Source organism: Serratia sp. NCCP-200 (genome assembly GCF_059697885.1).
In genome coordinates, this window is sequence record NZ_BAAKUJ010000003.1 from 33637 (window position 1) to 57392 (window position 23756).

Consider the following 23756-nt stretch of genomic DNA (forward strand, 5'->3'; position numbering starts at 1 on the left):
AATCAGTTTGGGGCCAACCTTGGTGTGGTTTTGATGGTTAAATCGCAGTCATACCGCACCTTGCGTTGTATGCCATTGCGGTAGCGAGTCGCTACCGTCGCTAACCTCCACCGTCAGCATTAATTCTCCGCGCCGCAGTTGAATACGCAGACCACCGTTGTCCCGGCAGACATGCATATCGGTTATTGGCTGCCGATCGTCAAAATCCCATACGCCAATAAACTCCGCCTGCGGTTGATGGCTGCGCAATGTCAGATAGCTTAAATCGGTCACCGCCGGGTTGGCTGGCGCATAGCCTTGCCACAGCATCGCATCACCATGCAGCCACAGCGCCTGCCCTTTACGGGAAGTGGCAAAATGGCGCGGCTGGCTGTTGAGCAGCGGTGTTACCAGGGCATCGCGCATTATCGTCAGCGGCCCCTGCTGGCTAAAGGGGGCTTTTTCACCCACCGCATCCAGCGCTTTGCCTTGCAGATGCAGCGTCCAATCGAGCTGCTGGTGATGCGGATTGGCGATAGTGCTGATATCAATCAGCGCCCCCGGCAGCCACAGCAAACGGCGGCGGAAACAAATATCGCGATAGGCCTGGCTATCCCATTCCACCCGGGTATGGCTATCCAACTCCGGCGGGCTTTGCTGCCAATCGACCTCTACATCCAGCCAGCAAAAAGACTCGCTCTGATGATAATGCCGCACCTGCGGGATCGCTGGCGGTTGATTAGCCTGATTGACCGTCAGCGTATTATGGGTGGCGCTGTTTTTGTAGTAGGCGTAGTGCATCCGCGCGCCATAACCGGTGGTGCCGAGATCGGGCAAGATCTCTTTACCGTGGTCGAACAAAATCAGGCTAAGGCGATCGTAGTGATCGTGTTCGCCGCCATAGGGCGTGTGTTTCACCAGCAATGCCCGCCGTTGTGCCGGATCGCGCCAGATGGTGAGGCCGCAATCTGGCGCGTGCAGATGCTGTTGGGGGATCACGTTGAGCGTTTGTTCTGGTAACTCGGCCCCGTAGAGTAGCGCATCGATATTGGTGCGGGGAGTAACACGGTAGATGGCCTGTAGCGCGGCGGCATACTCTTCTTGCTGATAGCAGGACCAGGCAAATTCGTAGATATCGTGGTGATCGAGGCGTTCCTGGCCATAAATGCAGTCGTTAATGCGTGGAAAACTGCCGTCCGGCATTAACAGTTGCAGTGGGAAACTGAGCATTTTTCGGTAGTAGGGCGCGGCCAGCAGGCTCCAGCGGCTGCCTAGCGCCAGCTTTTCAAACGCCAGAAACCCTTGCAGCGCATAAAAGTGGTAATGAATCGAACCCTCGAACCATAACCCTTCAGCGAACAACCCGTGCTCAAGCTGATAGCGCAACCCATAAGGCTGATTGACGGCAAACTCCAGCAGCGCCTCGTCTTGCAGAATAAATCCCAGCACGCCGATGGCGCTACCAATCTTCACCTCATGGTTATGCAACTGCGGCGTGCGGTACGCCATCAGAAACTCTGCACCGCAGCGCAGCAATCTTTCTTCTATAAAATGACGTTGTTCCTGAGTTAACGCCTCGCAGATAAAGTCATAGCCTAGCGTGAAGTCGAGCAGGCAGTTGGCTTCACACAGGGTTTGGGCGTTCATCTTGCCTGGCCCGTTGTAGGGGATGCCGCCGTGCTCCTGATAGTCTGGATAAAATTGGGCGTAGCGCAGCAAAATATCGCGCACCTTAGCCAGATAGCGTTGTTCACCGGTCAACTGCCACAACAGCCCCAGTTGGCGGCAGGCTTTGGCATTCAGGCCGTTCATCTCGCGCCACCACGCACCATCATAAGGTTCACCGCTAAAGCGCCGCCCGTCTACCGGGCAGCAATGGACCTTGGGTGAGTCGTGCCGCCAGGCTAGCCGTACGCCGTGATCCGGGCAAAAGTAATACAGATTCCAGGTAGCGACGGCGGTAGCTGGCACCTGTAACGGCGTATCGAGTACCCCGGCGTTTTCCGCCAGCAGATGCTCAATGACCAAAGGTTGCCTGGCCGCGCGATCTCGCAACGCAATAAGTTGTTGCGTGGTGAACTGCTTCATTAGCTGTGGATCCTTCTTCCCGGAGCTTAAGGTTTTAATGGGGTAATCAGCGTGGTGATATCGTCGGGGTAGCTGGCCATCAGCCACTGTGCCTTTTCACGAAATACCGGGTCTTCCGGCCAGGCGCGGGCGGCGCTGACGATATTGACCAAGGCTTTTTTGTGATCCATTTTGTCGATATCTTTCCACGGCCATGGCGTTTCGCTGTTCACAAACCCGGCAACATAGCTGTAGCCTTTGCGCAGGCTGTGATCGTCCAGGCTGAAGTTCCACACATCAACGCCGGTGACTTCTCCCAGGCGGCCAAGCTTGTTGTAGGCTTCAAGGTTAAAGTTGCTGTAATGCCATGGGCGGGTGCGTTCCAGTTCGGCCACCTGGCGACCCTGATTATCAAACTGGTTGGCAATGCGCCGCAGTTGGGTGATTTGCAGCCTTTGTTTGGCTTCGGCGAGCTGGCCGCTGAACAGGGCAAATGAGGCGGCCTGTAGGTCAAAGTAGGTGCCGTGGTTGTTATGCCAGTTGTCCTCTTCAAAGCCATTCTGGCTGGTCGTCATCCAACGGTAGAAATCGCCGTACCACTGTTTGAGCTGCTGATACTCTTTGTCGCTGATGACATTGGCCGGGCGCAGCAGTTCGATGGCGTCAATCACCTCCACCAGCGCGCGGCTGTCAATCAGGCCGATGCCACGGCCATCGTTAATCCCCGGAATAGCCTGCGCATATTGCAGGTTTGGATTCATGCGGGTTTGCGGGTTGATAAACCAGTTCACCAGCTGTTCGCGAGCTTTCTGCGCATAGGCCGGGTTTTGGCTGAAGTACCACGCCAACGCCAGATTAGAGACATCGTTGCTCATGGCGACCAGGCGTTTTTTATCGGTGGCATCGCTGTTGGCAGCGGGGTTGGTTTCGCCATCTTTGCGGATATAGGGCAGCCCGTCTTTTTTACTTGGGTCTGGCCACCAGTAAGGCGGGAAGCTGTAATAGTCGTGCTTGTCGCCGCTGGCGGCGGTCAGGCTTTTGTCCATGACGGAGTAGAGCGGTTGCTTGAGGGCGCGATCGGCAGAGGCGATCAACTTGTTATAGGCGCCGACAAACGCCGGGGTTTTTGCCGCCAACTGCTGTTGGCTGTACTGCAAGTCATCCAGTTTGACGATCTGCGGGTGCCCCTCGGCGGCAGACGATCCGCCCGTATGGAATAATGCAGCAATCGTTAATGCCAGCAAGGGTAAACGGGGTAATAAAGCCATTTTAATCGGCAGCATGATTTTCTCCGTCCATCTGAGGATAGTGTTATTAATTGTAGGTGTTTAATATTTTCCAGCTAAACGGCTGGTTAAGATGATTAGTTTTTTAAAATGATTTTATAAATTGAAACAATGTTTCAAGCCGGTGATGACGCAGTGTAAGAGAAGAAGGATATTTTTTTGTGATACGCATCAAATTTAACCTCCTCAGCGTGAATTGAGGTTAAAAACCCGCTATCGATCACGAAAAACCGCCTTTATCAACGTTTTTTGATTTTTTACACAATATCTGTATTTTTATAATTGATTGTTTTTAAATGACTAATATTCATCGTCACTTTTTTTGTCACTTTTTGCTGTGATCAACAGCAAATTTTTCAATTTTGAAACACGATTTCTATTTTATGGCGTTGTATTTAAAAAGGGCATTCGATTTAATGGCAGGGCACTCATTTAAAATACCCAATACCCTGGTTCACTCCATTTTCGTGATTATCAAACCTCTTAAAAAAAGGATGTGAATAAAATGTCCGTTAGCAAAATTAAATCCTTATTGTTGTTATCTGCGCTTGGCTTGGGCGTCACACAGGCTTATGCAGCAGAAACGCTTAATATTTGGATCCGTGCCAGTAACGATTCAAAAAATATTTATACTAAAGAGGCCGAAACCTTCGAGAAGAAAACCGGCATCAAGATTGAATATTTCAACGCCACCACCGATTTCGAACAACGCCTGGCCCGTGCCGCTGCTGGGAACGCCTTACCGGACCTGATCTTCAACGATGCGGTCGCTATCGGGCAGTTTATCCAGCTCGGTATCGTTGAGGAGATTGAGCCGAAGAGCATTGCCGGGCATGACAACCTCTATCCAATCGCCTGGGAAAGTACCCGCTATACCGATGGTAAATACTACGGCGTGCCAACCTCTGCGCAGACCTTCGCCCTGTTTGTGCGTAAAGACTGGCGTGAAAAACTGGGGCTGCCACAGCCGAAAACCTGGCAGGACGTGGCCACGCTGGCCAAAGCCTTCACCACCCAAGATCCGGATGGTAACGGTAAAAACGATACCTACGGTTTTCTGCTACCAGCGTCCACCACCCGTGGCTATGCCAGTTGGTTTATGAGTGCATTTCTGTGGCAGGCCGGTGGTGACTTTATCCGTGAATCGGGGCCAGGCAAATTTAAAGCCTCGCTTGATGAGCCTGCGGCGGCAGAAACCCTGCAGTTTATGCGCAACATGCTGTGCGAAAAAGTCGTGCAGCCGGGTGCCATCAACGCCACTACCGCCGATGTGATCCCTTCGTTCCGTTCCGGCCAGACCGGCATGTTCTTTAGCGGGCCTTATCATATCGCGCTGTTTGATAAAGATCCGGGCAAGGATAGCTTCGAAGTGGTTGCCCTGCAGGGGCCGAAAAATGGGGCCACGTTGGCGGAAGGGACCACGGTGTTCCTGATGAAGAGCAGCCAGAAGAAAGAGGCCGCCCGCCAGTTCATCGAATTTATGATCTCAAAAGAAGGGCAAGAGATCGGCATGGGCAAGGGCAGCAAGAATATGCCGGTGGTGCGCTTGCCGGTGAACCAGCAGGTCGATATCCAATCCGTGTACGACGATGCTCGCTGGGCCACCTTTGCCAAATTGTATACCGACCAGGGCCGTTATGTGCCGCAGGTACCGAACTGGACGCCAATCCGCCAGAACACGGCCGATGGTTTTAACCGCATCCTGGCGGACTGCAACAGCGATATCGCTGCAGAGCTGAAATCCAGCAACGACAAGGTCAACGCCGAACTGGCCAAACAACAAGTGCTGGCCGAGTGATCCTCCTGGGCACCGCGGTGGTGTGGTGCCTTGTTAATCCTACAGAGCGATGATAACGATGTTAACTTCCCGCCAGAAACGGAACCTGGTGCCGTGGATCTTCCTGGCCCCGGCCCTGATCATTTTTACCTGGTTCAAGTTCATCCCAATGCTGCAAGGCCTGGTGATGAGTTTCTACAAGGTGAACTTTAATCAACAGAACGAGTGGGTCGGGTTTGCCAACTTCTCCCGCGCCTTTGCGGATGCCGAACTGCATGCGGCAGTGTTCAATACCTTTCTCTATGTCATCGTCACGATGGTGGTGGCGGCGGTGTTGGCTTTCTTCCTGGCCATGTTGCTTGAAGGCCCGGCGCGCCACTTGCGTTTTATCCGTACCGCTATCTTCCTGCCAGCGGTCACCAGTGCGGCCATCGTCGCCGAAATGTGGCGCATCCTGTTCAACCCGACCCCCAACGGCGTGATGAACCAGGTGTTGAGCTGGTTTGGCGTGGCCGATCAGGGGTTCCTGGCGAGTTCCGATCAGGCGCTATGGGTGATCATGCTGCTGCATATCTGGAAGGCGATCCCCTACAACATGGTGATCTTCATCGCCGGATTGGCTGGTATCAGCCGCGATTTGTATGACGCCTCCAATGTTGACGGTGCCAACTGGTGGAACCGCCTGCGCTATGTGACTTTGCCAGGCATGATCCCGGCGCTTTCCGTGGTGTTGATGCTCTCCTTTATCCGTGGGTTCCGCGTGTTTGCCGAAGTGTATGCCACCACCGGCGGCGGGCCTTCCAACTCCACCGAAATGATCATGACGCACATCTACAAGCTCGGTTTTGAGCAGTTTGATTACGGCTATGCCTCGGCGGTGTCGTTCCTGTTGTTCACCTTCACCGTGCTGTTGACCATCTGTCATCTCACGCTGAAAAAACGCATCGCACGTTATTAAGGAGCCCTCATGTCAGGTAAACGTTGGGATACCTTTGGCCGCTGGATGATTTACGCCCTGCTGCTGGTGGTATTTGTCGGCCCGTTCTGGGGCATTGTGGCCACCGCGTTCAGCGGCGCACCGGTCAAACCGGGGGAACTGCTGGCGTGGCCGAATCAGTTTTCGCTGGAAAACTTTATCTTTGCCTGGAACGACATTGGCGTTTGGCAATACCTGTTGAACTCGATGGTGGTGGTGTTCTTTGGCACCCTTCTGCAAGTGTCGGTCAGCGCGTTGGCAGCCTATGCGCTGGCACGTAAGAAGTTCGTTGGCGTGTCGCTGGTCAGCCTGGTGATCCTTTCCACCATGATGCTGCCGGAAGAGGTGATCGCCATTCCGCTGTATATGATCATCAACTGGAAGTTGCCGGTGATCGACGCTTCGCTCTACAACACCTATCTCGGCATGATCATGCCGGTAGTGGGCTGGGCGTTCTCCATCTTTGTGCTTAGCGAGTTTATGGCCGCCATCCCCAAAGAGCTGGAAGAGGCGGCGCGCATCGATGGGGCCAACGAATGGCAGATTTTCTTCCACGTGATTTCACCGCTGGTGAAACCGGCGCTGGGGACGGTGGTGACCTTCGGCTTCATCATGATCTGGGACCAGTATCTACTGCCGCTGATCGTCATCAACCGCGACAGCCTGAACACTATCCCGGTGATCCTCGGCACGCTGCGCACCGACGAGAGCATCACCCCGAACATCTTTATTGCCATCACCTTACTGGCGATGCTGCCTAGCATCATCGTTTATCTCGGCCTGCAAAAACATTTCAACCGCGGGATTATGTCCGGCGCGGTAAAAGGATAAGGAGCGACCTATGGGTTCCGTGGTACTGAATAATGTCTGTAAATCTTATGGCGATGTGCACGTCATCAAAGACGTCTCTCTGACTATCCCGGAAGGCGAGTTTTGCGTGTTGGTGGGCCCTAGCGGATGCGGTAAATCGACGCTGTTGCGGATGATTGCCGGGCTGGAGGAGATCACCGGCGGTACGGTCGCGATAAATGAAAAGGACGTCACCGACGTAGAGCCCAAACTGCGGGATATTGCGATGGTGTTCCAGAGCTACGCGCTCTACCCACAGATGTCGGTGCGGGAAAACATGGGCTTCGCGCTGAAAATGGCCAAACTGCCGAAAGCGGAGATTAACCGCAAGGTCGAAGATGCAGCGGAGTTGCTTGGGCTTGGAGTGTTGCTGGATCGGTTACCGAAGGATCTCTCCGGTGGTCAGCGCCAGCGGGTGGCGATGGGGCGGGCCATTGTGCGTAACCCACAGGTATTCCTGTTCGACGAGCCGCTCTCTAACCTGGATGCCAAACTGCGTACTCAGGTGCGTGGTGAGATCCGTGAGCTGCACCGTCGCTTGAAAACCACCGCGGTTTACGTCACCCACGATCAGATCGAGGCGATGACCATGGGGCAGATGATTGTGGTGCTGCGCGATGGGCGCATTGAGCAGGTCGGCACACCGCTGGAGCTGTACGATCGTCCGGCTAACCTGTTTGTGGCCGGGTTTATTGGCTCGCCGGAAATCAATCAGTTAAAGGGTGAAATTGTGATAGCAGGCGATGAAACTCTGCTGCGTCTGGCGGATGATTCGCATCTGCGCCTGCCTGCGGGCTTGCAGGTACAGGCGGGGCAAAAGGTGGTGTACGCCATTCGCCCAGAGCAGGTTAACGTGGTGGGCGAGAGCGAGCAGCACGGGGCGTTGCAGGCGACCATCACCGCCATCGAAAATACCGGCTCGGATATGCAGTTGTTTTGCAACACCGGCGGCGGTGCCTTCACTTCGGTGTTCAAGCAGCGTCTTGATGTGCAGGAAGGGGAGACAGTCTGGCTACAGCCAAAGCTCGCCGGGATCCATATTTTTGACGCAGCAAGCGGGCTGCGCGTGCCTTACCGTGCCAGTTAACAGGAGGGATGGATGAAGCTGTATACCCTGGACATCGGCTGCCTGGAGAGTGCTCAACGTCGGTTGCAGCAGCCTTTTTCGCCGCTACAGGCTGCCTTGAGTCAACTGGTGAGCGATGCCGACAAGCTGCGCAGGCAGCCGCTGGAAACGGTGGTCAACAAAAAGCTGCGGCCAGTCAGCGGCGATCCCCATGACTATTACAGCCTGGGCACCTACTGGTGGCCGAACCCACGGCGGCCCAACGGGTTGCCCTATATTCGGCGTGATGGACATACCAATCCGCAGTGTCAGAATAATGATACCGACACCACGCGGATCATCCGTATGTGTGAGCGCTGTTTGACCCTGGGATTGGCTTGGTACTTCACCGGCCAGCGCAACTATGCGCTGGCTGCCGCCGAACAGATCCGCTGCTGGTTTCTCAATGGCGAAACCCTGATGAACCCGCACCTGAACTACGGCCAGGCGATACCGGGGATTGTTTCTGGGCGTGGCACGGGGCTTATCGACACGCGGCTGATGTGGATGGTGATCGACACCATTGGCCTGATCAGTCCGGCGGGCGTGCTGGATACCGACGATATTATCGGCCTGCATCAGTGGTTCCGGGATTTTAACCACTGGATGTACCACAGCGAGGTCGGCCATTCCGAGTATGTGTGGCATAACAATCATGGCACCTGGTATGACGCGCAGCGCGCGGTGAACGCGCTGTTTTATGGTGACAAAGGGCTGGTGGCGCGGATTATCCAGCAGGGTATCACCCAGCGGATGGCGGCGCAGATCGACCAGGATGGCAAGCAGACCATGGAACTGGAGCGGCCGGTGCCGTTCCACTATTCGCTCTTTAACCTGGAAGCCCATCTGTTGCTGAACCGTTATGCCGAGCATGTGGAGTTCGATCGCTGGAACGAGGTGCGTGACGGTAGGAGCGTCAAGCTGGGGATCGACTATCTGGTGCCGTTTATCGCCGATCCGGAACTTTGGCCGTACAGCGATTTGCAGGGGATTGTCTGGGATAGCGCGCTGCGGCTGCTGCTGCAATCGATCCGTGGTTACCCGCAGGATGCTCCACGCTATAAAGCGGTGCTGGAGAATTTCCCGGAAGAAACGCTCGGTTTACGCGAACGGCTGATGTGGTGTTGTTAGGTGTCCGTTGGGAAATGGCATTTCTGTGGTTCTGGGGGCGGAAGGGGATTATCCGTTACCAGAGACGCAGCCCAGATAACCATGGCGCTATGTGGAATAATTTGACCTGCATCCACGGCATCGAAAGCCTCTCGAACCAGCCAGGAGCGTTTGCTGTCACTTGTCTCTGCCCATGCATCAATCCGTTGTGTCATTTCAATCGGCAATGTGGAGGTGATAGTACGAGTCTCAGACATAAAATGCCTTTCAATAACTGTTATTGAGTTTTAGTAATAACACAGAGAATGCGTTTAGTTCTAGGCTGACGCAACAATCGAGTGACAGTTTTAAGCTAAATCACATATGAGTAGATAATCTCTTTGCACCGGAGATGAATGCTCAGCTGTTGAGCCAAATTGCTGCGACTAATGGTGCTACAGGTGGGGGTCATACAGAACGCCGACACGCCGTGAACCCATCCCTGGGGGCTCGTATCGCGCGTCCATGCGCTCAACGGTCGGCTAACCTGCATGACCCCCACCTGCCTCGGGCTCAGGGTGTGGCTGTTTTAAAAGCCGCGATTCAGATATTCAGGGGATTTCTCCAGAGACATCGATGACAATGACAAATATGTGATTCTTTTTATCCGTAGGTATCGTTGCATTCAGCGTCTCTTCCATCGATTTTGCACTCGTCGGTTGGTGGATAGCATTTGGAGCTTTAGGAATGGTATTGAGGTGCACGTTTTTCACCGAACTAAAAAACGGCTTAAATACCGTAACCGGCAGAGTAAGGGTCACGCGTATATGCCCCAAATCACCTACAGCTTCACAATCTGCACCAGATTGGTGTGCTGAGGGTTGCCCTTGGCCAGTGGGGAAGGGCGATGGTGGGTCAGAATATTCACGCTGCCGCCGTGATCGACCTTATCGCCAAACATATCCGCCGCCAGCCAGGCACCTTGGCCCATCGCCGTGACGCCGGGCATAATGCGCGGTGTGACTTTCGCCTGGAGCTGCGTTTCGCCCCGGCCGTTAAAGACCTTCACCCGATCGCCGTTCTTGATACCGCGCGCCTGCGCATCCAGCGTGTTGATCCACACCTCCTGCGGGCAAGCCTGCTGCAACACGTCAATGTTGCCGTAGCTGGAGTGGGTTCTGGCCTTGTAGTGGTAACCAAACAGCTGCAACGGATATTGGCTGCTCAGCGGATCTTCCCAACCTTCGAACCCGGCGGCATAGACCGGTAACGGATGGATCACATCCTCTGGCGCCAACTCCCAGGTGGCAGCGATCTCCGCCAGCCGTTCGGAATAAATTTCAATCTTGCCCGATGGCGTTTTCAGCGGGTTGGCCTGCGGATCTTCTCTGAACTCCTTGAAGGCCACCACGTGCTCTTCCGGGCATTTGCGCTTATAAATACCGGCGCTTTTCATCTCTTGATAGCTTGGCATCTCCGGGTTGCGTTCGCGGGTTTTCTCGCACAGGTATTCAATCCACTGCTGTTGGTTGCGTCCTTCGGTGAAGGTCGCTTCGGCCTGTGGCCCAACCCGTTTGGCCACCTCGGAAAGGATCTCGTAAATCGGGCGGCGTTCAAACTTGCGCGTGGTGGCGGGCTGGCCCAGGATCACGTAGCCCATATTGCCTGCGGACTCATGAGAAATCAGGTCTTCCTGCTCGGTTGGCATCAGATCGGGCAGCAGAATGTCGCAGTATTTGGCCGATGAGGTCATAAAGTGTTCGATGCCAACGATCATTTCACACTTGCTGTCGTCTTGCAGGATCTGGTGGGTACGGCTGATATCGCCATGCTGGTTGATCAGCGTATTGCTGGCATAGCACCAGATAAACTTGATCGGCACGTCCAGCTTGTCTTTGCCACGGATGCCGTCACGCTTGGCGGTCATTTCCGGGCCGCGCAGGATGGCGTCGGTCCAGGTAAACACCGAAATCTTGGTCTGTACCGGGTTGGTCAGCATGTCGAACCATTCTACGCCCAGATCGAAGCTGCCTTCGCGGCAGCCGGTATTACCGCCGTTGATACCGACGTTACCGGTCAGGATCGGTAACATGGCAATGGCCCTGGCGGTTTGTTCACCGTTGGCGTGACGCTGTGGCCCCCAGCCCTGGCAGATATAGGCCGGTTTGGTCATGCCGATTTCGCGCGCCAGTTGGATAATGGTGTTGGCCGGTATCCCGGTGATACGAGCCGCCCACTCTGGCGTTTTGGCGATACCATCGTCACCCTGGCCGAGGATATAGGCTTTGTAATGACCGTTTTTTGGCGCGCTGCTGGGTAGGGTGGTTTCATCATAGCCTACGCAGTATTTATCCAGGAACGGCTGGTCCACCAGGTTTTCGCTGATCAACACGTGTGCGATGCCCGCAACCAACGCAGCATCGGTGCCTGGGCGGATCGGCACCCATTGATCTTCACGGCCACCGGCGGTATCGGTATAGCGCGGATCGATGACAATCATCTTGGCGTTAGAAATTGCCCTGGCTTGTTCCAGATAATAGGTCACGCCACCACCGCTCATGCGGGTTTCCGCCGGATTGTTGCCAAACAGCACCACCAGCTTGCTGTTGGCGATATCATCCGGGTTGTTGCCCTGCTGTGCGCCGTACAGATAGGGCATGGCGGCGGTGATCTGCGCGGTGCTGTAGCTGCCATAGCGGCTGAGGAAGCCGCCACAGGAGTTCATCAGGCGATAAGGCACGTTGGAGTTGGTGATATTGCCGCCGTCGACCCCGGTGCCGTACAGCACGTGCACCGCTTCATTACCGTATTGCGCCAGGGTGTGCTTCAACTGGCCGCTGATGGTATCCAGCGCTTCTTCCCAACTGATGCGTTTGAACTTGCCTTCGCCGCGTTTGCCGACGCGTTTCATCGGGTATTTCAGCCGGTCCGGATGGTTCATACGGCGGCGGATAGAGCGCCCGCGCAGGCAGGCCCGCACCTGATGGTTGCCATATTGGTCGTTGCCGGTGTTGTCGGTTTCCACCCAGTATACTTCGTCATCCCGCACGTGCAGGCGCAGCGCACAGCGGCTGCCGCAGTTTACGGTGCAAGAACTCCAGACCACCTTGTCTTCCGGTAGTTGGGCATTTGGCAACGGCTCGGCGGCAGCGGTTTTACGGAAGGGCAGCACCAGCCCCGAAGTGGCGGCCAGTAAACAGCCGGTAGCCGAGCCGGTTTTGATTAGCTTACGGCGGCTGAACGGGTGATGAAGCAGGTCCGGGTTGTGGTTATCGTTCATGATAGTGCTCCCTGTGCTGGTCTATTTCGCTGCCGATAACGCCTGATGGCTGGTTTGTTATTAACCCATGATGTCTCTTGGCAAGACGTTTAAAGCCAGGCAATTGCGGTGTGATATATTAAAAGTGCTAATCTGTCGAGAATAAAGCCGTCTGTATTAATGAAGTTGCATTGGTAATATTAGCTATGCAAAGTTATCTGTCAGCTTGATAATTAGATTACCTCTTAATAAGTATACTCGTGCGCGGGGTAGATGAAGTTTGCTTGAGGTCAAGTTTTAGCTTTTCGCAAGAGAATAAAGCGGGTTGGTTGCTTTTTTTTTTCAAAACAGCAAGCGCTATGTTCAGTCCAAGGACTCAATCTATAGCATATTTGGTTGGTATGATTAGGGGAGGTTGGTGATTTAAATCCAGCGTCGATACAATATTGTTATGGCCTCGTGCAACATAAGCCCTCCGGCACGCGCGAGTCAGAGGGATTAGCAAAGTCATTCATTGACTAATTCACGATGGATTGCATGATGACCAATCCCCGCCAGCCGTCGCAGTAGTAGGAAAAACCCGGTAAAAGGTCGACATCCTGCAACACCGTTAGCAAGCAAGGCCCCGCTGATGACTCTGCAATAAAATTATAAACTAAAACGGCATATTACGTGTTTTCCTGCCCCGGGCTTTCCTATACTCATCACGCTTGATTGTGTCGTAAAGCTTATGCTGAGGCAGGGGAGATATTAATTGTTACAAAACGACGCATGTGAATACATTATTATTCTTGTTGTTTGCTTGGCGACTTATTTAACGGGATTAGGATTTTTAATTTAAAAGGTAATGAGAGTTATTGTTATTTAAATACGTGCGCGAATAAATCCAGCCAGATAAATATGCAAGAAAAATATTTTTTGCTGAAGCGATTTTTCTCATGTTACGCAAATATTAACTGTTACCTCAGCAAAGGTTGATAAAGATCAACTCAGGGTAGCCAGAAAATAACAATATATTAACCACCCGCATACTGTGTTTACGGGCTTGCATGTCGGTCATCAACAGGGGATAGATAATAATGATAAGGGAAAATCAAACATTTTTCCGGGATGGCGTGAATCGCCGCGATTTTATGAAGTTATGTGCGGCACTGGCCGCCACCATGGGGCTCAGCACCAAAGCCGCCGCCGAAATAGCCGACTCGGTAGGTTCGCCACAGCGGCCACCGGTTATCTGGATCGGGGCTCAGGAATGTACCGGCTGTACGGAGTCCTTGTTACGGGCCACTCACCCAACGATCGAGAACCTGTTGCTTGACGTGATTTCCATGGAATACCACGAAGTCCTCTCTGCTGCATTCGGTGAACAGGCGGAAGAAAACAAGCACCGCGCGATTGAGCAATACAAAGGGAAATACGTGCTGGTGGTCGATGGCTCCATTCCGATGAAGGATGGCGGCGTCTACTGCATGGTGGCCGGTAAGCCGATCGTTGAGCATATCCGTAATGCGGCGGAGCACGCCGCTGCGGTGATCGCCATCGGTTCCTGTGCCGCCTGGGGCGGCGTCGCGGCCAGCGGACCTAACCCGACCGGCGCGGTCAGCCTGCAGGATATTTTACCCGGCAAAACCGTCATCAATATCCCCGGCTGCCCGCCCAACCCGCACAACTTCCTGGCGACGGTGGCCCATATCATCACCTACCAACGGCCACCGGCGCTGGATGCGAAGAATCGCCCCGAATTCGCCTATGCCCGTCTGATCCATGAAAACTGCGAGCGCCGCCCGCACTTTGACGCCGGGCGTTTTGCCAAACAGTTTGGTGATGACGGCCATCGGCAGGGCTGGTGCCTGTATCACCTTGGTTGCAAGGGGCCTGAAACATACGGCAACTGCTCAACGCTGGAGTTCTGCGACGTGGGCGGTGGCATCTGGCCGGTCGGGATCGGCCATCCATGCTACGGCTGTAACGAGGAGGGCATCGGTTTTACCAAAGGGATCGCCCAGTTGGCCAGCGTCGAAAATCCTACCCCACGAAACGCCAAACCCGGGGTGCTCAGTCCGGAAGGGGGCCACGTCAGCCCAACGGCGATGGGATTGCTTGGCGGCGTGGTCGGCCTGGTGGCCGGTGTCAGCCTGATGGCGGTGAAAGAGCTGGGGCGGCAGCAGAAAACGCAGCGTAAAGACGACGAGCAGCCGCCAAGCAAGGAGTAAGCCGTGAATCGACGTAACTTTCTAAAACTGACCTGCGGTGGCGCGATGCTGGCAGGGGTTGCCCCTGCGGCGCAGGCCGGGCCGGAGAACAAGCTGCCCATCCCCAACTCGCTGGGCATGCTGTATGACTCAACCCTGTGCGTGGGTTGCCAGGCCTGTGTCAGCAAATGCCAACGTATCAACCATACCGATGAACCGCATGGCGAAACCTATGCCTACGCGGGTACCGAAGCGACCTGGTCGAACAACGATAAGCTCAGCCCTTACACCAACAACATTATTCAGGTGTGGACCAGCGGAGACGGCAAGCACAAAGATCAGGTGGACAACGGCTACGCCTATATCAAAAAGCAGTGCATGCACTGTGTCGATCCCAACTGCGTTTCTGTCTGCCCGGTTCAGGCGCTGCATAAAGATGCCAAAACCGGCATCGTGCATTACAACCCGGATGTCTGTACCGGCTGCCGCTACTGCATGGTGGGCTGCCCGTTCAACGTGCCGAAATACGACTACGACAACCCGTTCGGCAAGATCCACAAATGCGAGCTCTGTAACCAGAAAGGCGTGGCCCGGCTGGATCAGGGCGGGCTGCCAGGCTGTGTCGAGGTTTGCCCAACCGGGGCGGTGATTTTTGGCACGCGCGAGCAGTTAATGGCCGAAGCCAAGCAGCGTCTGGCCAGCAAGCCCGGTGAGAATTACCGTTACCCACGCCAAACCCTACAGGGCAACGACCATTACGAACATCCGGTGCCGCATTATCAACCGCATCTGTATGGCGAACATGAGGGCGGCGGAACGCAGGTGCTAGTGCTGACCGGTGTGCCTTTCGAGGATCTCGGTTTGCCAGCGCTGGAGGCGTTGTCAACCGGTGCGCGTTCCGAGCATATCCAGCACACGCTGTACAAAGGTATGGTGTTGCCGTTTGCCGCTCTGGCCGGGATCACCTTCCTGGTGCAGCGCAACCAGCGAAACGAGCGTCAGGACAAGAAGGACGATAAACATGACGACGCATAAAACGCAGCCACTCGGCGGGCGGCTGGTGAGCTGGCCGGTGATGATGCTGGCACCCTTTGTGGTGCTGTGCCTGTTGCTGATCCTCAAACGTCTGGTGTTGGGGTTGGGCGATGTCTCCGATCTGAACGGCGGCTACCCCTGGGGTATCTGGATTGCATTCGATCTGCTGGTGGGCACCGGTTTGGCCTGCGGCGGCTGGGCGTTGGCCTGGGCGGTGTATGTGTTCAACCGGGGGGAATATCACCCGCTGGTGAGGCCTGCGCTGTTAGCCAGCCTGTTCGGCTATTCGCTGGGCGGGCTGTCGATCACCATCGATGTCGGCCGTTACTGGAACCTGCCTTACTTTTATATTCCCGGCCATTTCAACACCTCGTCGGTGCTGTTTGAAACCGCGGTCTGTATGACGATCTACGTGGGCATCGTGGCGCTGGAATTTGCCCCGGCGCTGCTGGAGCGGCTGGGCTGGAAGGTGTCGCTCAAACGGCTCAACAAGGTGATGTTCCTGGTGATCGCCCTTGGCGCATTGCTGCCAACCATGCACCAGTCCTCCATGGGGTCGCTGATGATTGCTGCGGGGATCAAAATCCACCCGCTGTGGCAAAGCTACGAAATGCTGCCGCTGTTCTCGCTGTTGACGGCGGGGATACTGGGCTTCTCGATAGTGATATTTGAAGGCTCGCTGGTGCAGGCCGGGCTGCGGGGCAAAGGGCCGGAGGAAACGCCGCTGTTTGCCCGCATGACCTACATCATCGATGGGTTCTTACTGCTGTTTATTGTGCTGCGCTTTGGGGAACTGATCTGGCGCGGCAAAACGGACTATCTGTGGCATCTCGATCGCTTTGCCATCTCGTTCTGGGTGGAAACGCTGTTGATGCTGGTGCCGCTGGTGATGTTCCGCTGGAAGCGTAACCGCCGCAACTCACGCCTGCTGTTTCTCGGGGCGCTGAGCATGGTCTGCGGGGCGTCGTTCTGGCGGCTGAATTACGCGTTGCTGGCCTACGACCCTGGCAATGGCTACCACTATTTCCCGACGGCCAGCGAACTGCTGATCTCCATCGGCTTTGTGGCAATTGAAGTTTGTGCGTACATCCTGTTGATCCGGTTGTTACCGGTGCTGCCTGCGCATCAACACAAGAATGAAAACAACCAGTTAGAGGTAGAGCATGAGCCAACGCATCACCATTGATCCCGTCACCCGTATTGAGGGCCACCTGCGCATCGACTGTGAAATCGAAGACGGCAAGGTGGTTAAAGCCTGGTCCTCAGGCACCATGTGGCGCGGAATGGAAGAGATCCTGCAAGGTAACGACCCGCGTGACGCGTGGATGATCGTCCAACGGATCTGCGGCGTGTGCACCACCATTCACGCGTTAGCCTCCGTGCGGACGGTGGAAAATGCGCTGGGGATGGAGATCCCGGTCAATGCCCAATACATCCGCAATATCATTGCGGCCGCCCACAGCATTCACGACCATATCGTGCATTTCTACCAGCTCTCGGCGTTGGACTGGGTGGACGTCACCTCGGCGCTGAAGGCCGACCCGCAGAAGGCTGCCGATTTGCTCAGTGGCCTGTCTAGCTGGCCGTTGAACAGCGCTGCAGAGTTCACCCGGGTGCAGCAGAAGATCAAGGATCTGGTCGCCAGCGGCCAACTGGGCATCTTTGCCAATGGCTACTGGGGGCACCCGGCCATGGCGTTACCGCCGGAGATTAACCTGATCGCCGTTGCCCACTATCTGCAGGCGCTGGAATGTCAGCGTGATGCCAACCGCGTGGTAGCAATACTGGGCGGTAAAACGCCGCACATTCAGAATCTGGCGGTGGGCGGGGTGGCTAACCCGATCAACCTCGATGCCCCTAGCGTGTTGAACCTCGAGCGGCTGATGTACCTGAAAACCTTTATCGATCGCCTGGGCGACTTTATCGAGCAGGTTTATCTGGTGGACAGCGCGGTGATCGCGGCGCATTACCCTGAGTGGCTAACCCTCGGCAAAGGCTCAGACTGCTATCTCTGCGTGCCGGAGCTGCCGATCGATCGTAAAGGCGACCAGTTCCTGATGCCGGGTGGCTATCTGGAGAACGGCAAGTTCCGTCCGATCGCCAACCAGCGTGATGAGTATCTGATCAAGGGCATTCAGGAGAGCGGCAAGCACGCCTGGTATCAGGACGATGAACCGCTGGCACCGTGGGAAGGGCTGACCCGGCCTAACTACACCGGCTGGCAGGAAGATGGCAAATACTCTTGGGTAAAAGCGCCAACCTTCTACGGCAAAGCGGTAGAGATGGGGCCGTTGGCCTGGCTGATGTGTACCCTGCAAGCCGAGCATCCACCAACCCAGAAATATTTTGCCAAGGTCAACAGTCGCTACCAGGCCCTGACCGGCAAAGCGCTAACTGCCGATCAACTGCCGTCGACCCTGGGCCGCATTGTCGGGCGCACGGTGCATGCCTGTGTGCTGCATGAAACCCTGGGCCAGCAGTGGCAGGCGTTGGTGAGCAATATTGGCAGCGGCGACCATGAAACCTTTATCCCACCGAATATTCCGTTGACCGGTGAAATCCGGGGCGTGGGCTTTATCGAAGCTCCGCGCGGTGCATTGTCGCACTGGGTGGTGATCAAGGACGGCAAGATCGCCAACTATCAGGCGGTAGTGCCCTCAACCTGGAACGCCGGGCCGCGCAACTTTAACGATGAACCCGGTCCTTACGAACGTTCGCTGGTTGGTACGCCGGTGGCCGATCCGAGCAAACCGCTGGAGGTGGTGCGAACTATCCACTCGTTCGACCCGTGCATGTCCTGTGCGGTACATATTGTAGACACCACTGGCAATGAAGTGACCAGGGTCAAGGTGCTGTAATGAGAATCTTGGTATTAGGCATAGGTAATCTGTTGTTGGGCGATGAAGCGGTGGGCGTGCGCATCGTCGAAGCCCTTGAGCAGCGCTATCGCTTACCGGCCCATGTTGAGCTGCTGGACGGCGGCACCTCGGGGATGGAACTGATGGAAATGATGGCCGATCGCGATCATCTGATTGTGGCGGATGCGGTGTTGACCGGTGCCAAACCGGGCAGCGTTGCCGTGCTGTATGACGAAGAGATCCCGGCGCTGTTTACCCGTAAGGTTTCGCCCCATCAACTTGGGCTTTCCGATGTGCTGATGGCGCTGCGGCTGACGGATGAGTTTCCCCGTCGGCTCACCCTGGTGGGCGTGGTGCCAGAGTCGCTGGAGCCCGGAATTGGTCTGAGCGCCGTGGTCAGCCAGGCGATTGAACCAGCGTTAGCCCAGGTGTTGCTGGCGCTGCAAGAGAGCGGCGTGGTGGCGGAGCCAAAAGAGGTGGCCAATGCAGACTGTGACTAACGGTTTTCAGCTCAACCCCAGCGCGCGGTTGGAAACCGCCTTTCAGGCGATCGCCGACGGTGAGATGCAGGATTTGCCGTTTTTCCAACAGCAAATCCCGGTGCGTGCCTGTGGCTTTCAGCTGTTTGAACAGCAGTGGGTCGGCACCATTCTCACGCCGTGGATGCTTAGCCTGCTGGTGTTGCCCGGTCCTGAACAGGTTTGGCAACCCTATGCGGTGGGAGACAAGCTGGCGTTGAGCCTGCCTTGCGGCAGCGTGCGGTTTATCGTCGGTGAGATTGCGGGTTGCGGGCAATACCTGGCCTGTTCGCTGATGTCTCCGTTGGATCGCCATCTGGGGGCCGAGCAGGCGCTGGCGTTGGCACAACAGAGCGCGCGGATGGCGCTTTCGCTACCGGTGGTGGATGGCAACATCCCTAGTAATCCCGGGCGCAGGGCGCTATTTGGTCTGTCACAGAGAACGGCGTAGATGCATGAAATCAGCCTGTGCCTGAGCACGATGGAATTGATAGAGCAGCAGGCTCGGCAGCACGGAGCTAAACGGGTGACGGCGGTGTGGCTGGAAATTGGGGCGCTCTCCTGTATTGAAGAGCACGCGCTGCGTTTCAGTTTCGCCTCGGCATCCCGCCATACGCTGGCAGAGGGGTGCCAGCTATTGCTGGACTACCAACCGGCCCGCGCCTGGTGCTGGAGTTGCAGCATGAGCGTGCAGATTGAACAACATGATGAAGGTTGCCCTCAGTGCGGCGGCCACCAACTGCGCGTTGAGAGCGGTGACAGCCTGCGGTTAAAGCAGCTGGAAGTGGAATAATTTTGAGGAGTGAATAACGATGTGTACGACTTGCGGTTGCGCCAGTGGCGAAAAAACCATCGAAGGTGATGAACATCATCACCATGACGACCACCATCATCACGACCATCATGATGCTCACCACCATCATCCTGATCATCATCACCACCACGACGGGGAACATCAAGCACCGGCAGGCGTGGTGATCCATCATCACCATCACTATTACCACCAGGGCGATGTGCATCACCATTACGCAGGTGTCGCTGCGGCGGAACGCTTTACGCCAGAGGTGCAACCACATTCGCAAGACCTGCACTATGGGCACGGCGAGGCGGGCAGCCATGCACCGGGTATCGGGCAGCGCCGTCTGGTGCAGATTGAACAGGACGTCCTGAGCAAGAACAACCATCTGGCGGCCCACAACCGCGAACACTTTTCCGCGCAACATATTCTGGTACTGAACCTGGTTTCCAGCCCCGGTTCGGGCAAAACGACCTTGCTGACGGCCACGCTGGAACGATTGGCGGGCAAATTACCCTGCGCGGTGATTGAGGGCGACCAGCAAACCACTAACGATGCCGAGCGTATTCGCGCCACTGGCGTACCGGCTATTCAGGTTAATACCGGCAAGGGCTGTCATCTGGACGCGCAGATGGTACACGACGCGGCACACCGCCTGGATTTGCAGGATCACAGCCTGCTGTTTATCGAGAACGTCGGCAACCTGGTCTGCCCGGCCAGCTTCGATCTGGGCGAACGGCACAAGGTCGCGGTGCTGTCGGTGACGGAAGGGGAAGACAAGCCGTTGAAATACCCCCATATGTTTGCCGCCGCTACGCTGATGATCATCAACAAGATTGATCTGCTGCCCTATGTAAACTTCTCGGTGGAAAACTGCATCGCCTTTGCCCGTCAGGTTAATCCGTCCATCCAGGTGATCGCGTTGTCGGCCACCAGCGGTGAGGGAATGGATCTCTGGCTGAACTGGCTGGGAGAACAATAATGTGCCTCGGTGTGCCCGGTAAGGTGACCGCAGTCGGGGAGGATATCCACCAACTGGCCTGGGCCGACGTGTGCGGTGTGGCGGTCAGGATCAATATTGCGCTGGTCTGTGAAGGATCACCGCAGGAGCTGATCGGCCAGTGGGTGTTGGTGCACGTCGGCTTTGCCATGAGCCTGCTCGATGAACAGGAAGCGCTGGAAACGCTGGCAGCATTGCAGCATATGCGCGCCGTCGGGCTGGCACGGGATGACGAGGATGCCAATGCGCTACGTTGATGAATTCCGCGATCCGGCGTTATGCCAGGCGCTGTTACGGCGCATCGAAACGCTGATGTTAGCCATCCCCCAGTCGCAGCGCCTGCCGCTACAGGTGATGGAAGTCTGCGGTGGCCACACTCATGCGATCTTCAAGTTCGGTCTTGACCAACTGTTGCCGGACAGCCTGGAGTTTGTCCACGGCCCCGGCTGCCCGGTTTGCGTATTACCGATGGGGCGCATTGATAGCTGCCTGGAGATTGCCGCCCATCCGGAGGTGATTTTCTGCACCTACGGTGATGCGATGCGGGTTCCTGGCCGCAATGGGTCTTTGCTGGATGCTCGCCGCCGTGGTGCTGATATCCGGGTGGTGTATTCGCCGCTGGATGCGCTACAGCTGGCGGCGGATAACCCCCAGCGCGAAGTGGTGTTTTTTGGCCTGGGCTTTGAAACTACCATGCCCGCCAGCGCCTTAACGTTGCAGCAAGCCCGCCAGCGCCAGTTGAGCAATTTCACCCTGTTTTGCCAGCATATCACCCTGATCCCCACCTTACGCAGCCTGTTGCAGCAGCCCGATGTGCGCATCGACGGCTTCCTGGCACCGGGCCACGTGAGCATGGTGATCGGCAACGCACCCTATCAGTTCATCGCTGCGGATTATCATAAGCCGCTGGTGGTGACCGGCTTTGAGCCGTTGGACATTCTGCAAGGTTTGGTGATGCTGCTGGAGCAACTGCGTGATGGCCGCTGCGCGGTAGAAAACCAATACCGGCGCATCGTGCCCGAACAGGGCAATCTTCTGGCTCAGCGGGCGATGGCAGAGGTGTTTGGCCTGAAAGAGAGCAGCGAATGGCGCGGGCTGGGCGAGATTGCCCACTCTGGTGTGCAGATCAAACCGGAGTATGCGGATTTTGATGCCGAACTGCGGTTTAAGCCGCAGGCGCAGCGGGTAGCGGACGATCCGCGCTCGCGCTGTGGTGAAGTGTTGACCGGGCGCTGCAAACCGGATGCCTGCCCGCTGTTTGGCAAGCAATGTACGCCGGAGAACGCCTTTGGTGCCTTGATGGTGTCCTCAGAAGGGGCCTGTTCGGCTTACTATCAGTATCGCAGGGAGACCGCATAATGCGTGAAGTGAACAACGGGCGAGAAATTACCCTGGCCCATGGCAGCGGTGGCCGCGCCATGCAATCCCTGATTGAAGAACTCATGCTGCCCGCCTTTGCCAATCCGGCGTTAAATGCGCGGGAAGATCAGGCACGAATCTCACTGGATGAGCTCGCCATCTCGGGCGATCGTTTGGCCGTATCGACCGACAGTTACGTTATCGATCCTATTTTCTTCCCCGGTGGTGATATCGGCAAACTGGCGGTTTGCGGCACCGCTAACGACGTAGCCGTCAGTGGTGCCCAGCCGCGTTATCTGAGCTGCGCCATGATCCTGGAGGAAGGGTTGCCGTATGCCACGCTGGAACGCATCGTCCAGTCGATGGCCAGCACGGCGCAGCAGGCCGGGATACAGATTGTGACCGGCGATACCAAAGTGGTGCCCCGTGGCGCGGCAGACAAAATCTTTATCAATACCACCGGGTTAGGAACCATCCCGGCTGGCGTCCACTGGGGGGCCGCTAACATCCGCCTGGGTGACAGCATTATCGTCAGCGGCACCTTGGGCGATCATGGCGCAACCATTCTGAATCTGCGTGAAGGGCTGGGCCTGGAGAGTGAATTAAGCAGCGATTGCGCACTGTTGGCTCCGCTGATTGCTCCATTGTTACCGATTGCCGGAGTGCGAGCTTTACGCGATGCGACTCGTGGCGGCGTGACGGCGGTGCTGCATGAGTTTGCCGCTGCTAGCGGCTGTGGCATGGCGATTTCCGAAGCGGCACTGCCGTTGAAACCGGCGGTGCGGGGGATTTGCGAACTGCTGGGGCTGGATGCGCTCAACTTTGCCAACGAAGGCAAGCTGGTGTTGGTGGTGGCGCCCGAGGCTGAGGCGGAAGTATTGGCTGCTCTGCATCGGCATCCGCTGGGGCGCGATGCGGCGGTGATTGGCCATACCACCGAGCGCCAGCAGGTGAGCCTCACCGGGCTGTTCGGGGTTTCCCGTCGGCTGGATTTGCCGCTGGATGAGCCTTTGCCGAGGATCTGCTAGTGGTTTGGTTGTGGTGTTGCCCCTCACCCTAACCCTCTCCCACAGGGAGAGGGGACCGACCGAGTTCGCTTCAGTTGCAGAGAGTCACCTGATCATGGCTGAGGACAACAGGTCGGTCGCGGTACTCAACCACGGCACCGAATCAGCCCCCTCTCCTTGGGGAGAGGGTTGGGGTGAGGGAGACAAAGATTGATCGCGATAGCTGACCAAGGCACCGAATTAGCTCTCTCGCAGGGATAGGGGATCGACCGAGTTCGCTTCAGTTGCAGAGAGTCACCTGATCATGGCTGAGGACAACAGGTCGGTCGCGGTACTCAACCACGGCACCGAATCAGCTCCCTCTCCTTGGGGAGAGGGTTGGGGTGAGGGAGATACAGATTGATCGTGATAGCTGACCAAGGCACCGAATTAGCTCTCTCTCGCAGGGATAGGGGACCGACCGAGTTCGCTTCAGTTGCAGAGAGTCACCTGATCATGGCTGAAGACAACAGGTCGGTCGCGGTACTCAACCACGGCACCGAATCAGCTCCCTCTCCTTGGGGAGAGGGTTGGGGTGAGGGAGACAAAGATTGATCGCGATAGC

The 23756-nt window shown here is 56.1% G+C and carries 20 protein-coding genes; 16 read left to right on the forward strand and 4 right to left on the reverse strand.

What is annotated here, in order from left to right:
- Window positions 1–48: 48 nt before the first annotated feature.
- Window positions 49–2067: a heparinase II/III domain-containing protein gene (locus AC6HVW_RS10225; protein WP_071680569.1), complete on the reverse strand. Its 2019-nt coding sequence runs from the start codon at window positions 2065–2067 to the stop codon at window positions 49–51.
- 26 nt (window positions 2068–2093) lie between these two features.
- Window positions 2094–3314, reverse strand: coding sequence for an alginate lyase family protein (locus AC6HVW_RS10230; RefSeq protein ID WP_071680837.1), 1221 nt, complete (start codon window positions 3312–3314; stop codon window positions 2094–2096).
- A 523-nt stretch (window positions 3315–3837) separates the two neighbouring features.
- On the opposite strand from AC6HVW_RS10230, the gene AC6HVW_RS10235 reads away from it, so the two are divergent.
- The 5 genes from AC6HVW_RS10235 to AC6HVW_RS10255 are packed head-to-tail and all read left to right on the forward strand — an operon-like array spanning window position 3838 to window position 9170.
- Window positions 3838–5130: an ABC transporter substrate-binding protein gene (locus AC6HVW_RS10235; RefSeq protein ID WP_497569380.1), complete on the forward strand. Its 1293-nt coding sequence runs from the start codon at window positions 3838–3840 to the stop codon at window positions 5128–5130.
- Between the two features lie 49 nt (window positions 5131–5179).
- Entirely contained in the window at window positions 5180–6067 is an 888-nt protein-coding gene (locus AC6HVW_RS10240; RefSeq protein WP_071680567.1) for a carbohydrate ABC transporter permease, read from the forward strand.
- Between the two features lie 9 nt (window positions 6068–6076).
- Window positions 6077–6916, forward strand: a complete 840-nt coding sequence (locus AC6HVW_RS10245) for a carbohydrate ABC transporter permease (RefSeq protein ID WP_497569381.1) — start codon at window positions 6077–6079, stop codon at window positions 6914–6916.
- Between the two features lie 10 nt (window positions 6917–6926).
- Entirely contained in the window at window positions 6927–8021 is a 1095-nt protein-coding gene (locus AC6HVW_RS10250) for an ABC transporter ATP-binding protein (RefSeq protein WP_071680565.1), read from the forward strand.
- A 12-nt stretch (window positions 8022–8033) separates the two neighbouring features.
- Entirely contained in the window at window positions 8034–9170 is a 1137-nt protein-coding gene (locus AC6HVW_RS10255; RefSeq protein WP_071680564.1) for an alginate lyase family protein, read from the forward strand.
- Here the strand turns inward: AC6HVW_RS10255 and AC6HVW_RS10260 are convergent.
- Window positions 9167–9406, reverse strand: coding sequence for a hypothetical protein (locus AC6HVW_RS10260; protein ID WP_071680563.1), 240 nt, complete (start codon window positions 9404–9406; stop codon window positions 9167–9169). The genes AC6HVW_RS10255 and AC6HVW_RS10260 overlap by 4 nt on opposite strands.
- 563 nt (window positions 9407–9969) lie before the next feature.
- The gene (gene ynfF / locus AC6HVW_RS10265) at window positions 9970–12408 is read right to left on the reverse strand and encodes a selenate/tellurate reductase subunit YnfF (protein ID WP_071680562.1); all 2439 of its coding nucleotides are present in this window, start codon (window positions 12406–12408) and stop codon (window positions 9970–9972) included.
- Between the two features lie 1058 nt (window positions 12409–13466).
- Between ynfF and hybO the strand changes: the two genes are divergently transcribed.
- The 11 genes from hybO to hypE are packed head-to-tail and all read left to right on the forward strand — an operon-like array spanning window position 13467 to window position 23173.
- Window positions 13467–14600 (forward strand): hydrogenase 2 small subunit, encoded by a 1134-nt coding sequence (hybO, locus tag AC6HVW_RS10270; protein ID WP_071680561.1) that lies wholly within the window; start codon window positions 13467–13469, stop codon window positions 14598–14600.
- 3 nt (window positions 14601–14603) lie between these two features.
- Window positions 14604–15614 (forward strand): hydrogenase 2 operon protein HybA, encoded by a 1011-nt coding sequence (gene hybA, locus AC6HVW_RS10275; protein ID WP_071680560.1) that lies wholly within the window; start codon window positions 14604–14606, stop codon window positions 15612–15614.
- A complete protein-coding gene (hybB, locus tag AC6HVW_RS10280) occupies window positions 15601–16800 on the forward strand; it encodes a Ni/Fe-hydrogenase cytochrome b subunit (protein WP_021804782.1) in 1200 nt (399 codons plus the stop codon). The genes hybA and hybB overlap by 14 nt, the downstream gene beginning before the upstream one ends.
- On the forward strand, window positions 16778–18472 hold the full coding sequence (gene hybC / locus AC6HVW_RS10285) for a hydrogenase 2 large subunit (protein WP_071680559.1): 1695 nt from the start codon (window positions 16778–16780) through the stop codon (window positions 18470–18472). The genes hybB and hybC overlap by 23 nt, the downstream gene beginning before the upstream one ends.
- Window positions 18472–18972, forward strand: a complete 501-nt coding sequence (locus AC6HVW_RS10290) for a HyaD/HybD family hydrogenase maturation endopeptidase (RefSeq protein WP_071680558.1) — start codon at window positions 18472–18474, stop codon at window positions 18970–18972. The genes hybC and AC6HVW_RS10290 overlap by 1 nt, the downstream gene beginning before the upstream one ends.
- Window positions 18956–19441, forward strand: coding sequence for a hydrogenase-2 assembly chaperone (gene hybE, locus AC6HVW_RS10295; protein ID WP_071680557.1), 486 nt, complete (start codon window positions 18956–18958; stop codon window positions 19439–19441). Before AC6HVW_RS10290 ends, hybE begins: the two co-directional genes overlap by 17 nt.
- Window positions 19442–19783, forward strand: a complete 342-nt coding sequence (hypA, locus tag AC6HVW_RS10300; RefSeq protein WP_021804778.1) for a hydrogenase maturation nickel metallochaperone HypA — start codon at window positions 19442–19444, stop codon at window positions 19781–19783. It begins immediately after the preceding gene.
- A 19-nt stretch (window positions 19784–19802) separates the two neighbouring features.
- Window positions 19803–20768, forward strand: a complete 966-nt coding sequence (gene hypB / locus AC6HVW_RS10305; RefSeq protein WP_059200483.1) for a hydrogenase nickel incorporation protein HypB — start codon at window positions 19803–19805, stop codon at window positions 20766–20768.
- The gene (gene hybG / locus AC6HVW_RS10310) at window positions 20768–21043 is read left to right on the forward strand and encodes a hydrogenase maturation factor HybG (RefSeq protein WP_024486886.1); all 276 of its coding nucleotides are present in this window, start codon (window positions 20768–20770) and stop codon (window positions 21041–21043) included. The genes hypB and hybG overlap by 1 nt, the downstream gene beginning before the upstream one ends.
- On the forward strand, window positions 21030–22145 hold the full coding sequence (gene hypD, locus AC6HVW_RS10315) for a hydrogenase formation protein HypD (protein ID WP_071680556.1): 1116 nt from the start codon (window positions 21030–21032) through the stop codon (window positions 22143–22145). Before hybG ends, hypD begins: the two co-directional genes overlap by 14 nt.
- A complete protein-coding gene (hypE, locus tag AC6HVW_RS10320; RefSeq protein ID WP_071680555.1) occupies window positions 22145–23173 on the forward strand; it encodes a hydrogenase expression/formation protein HypE in 1029 nt (342 codons plus the stop codon). Before hypD ends, hypE begins: the two co-directional genes overlap by 1 nt.
- The last annotated feature ends 583 nt before the right edge of the window (window positions 23174–23756 follow it).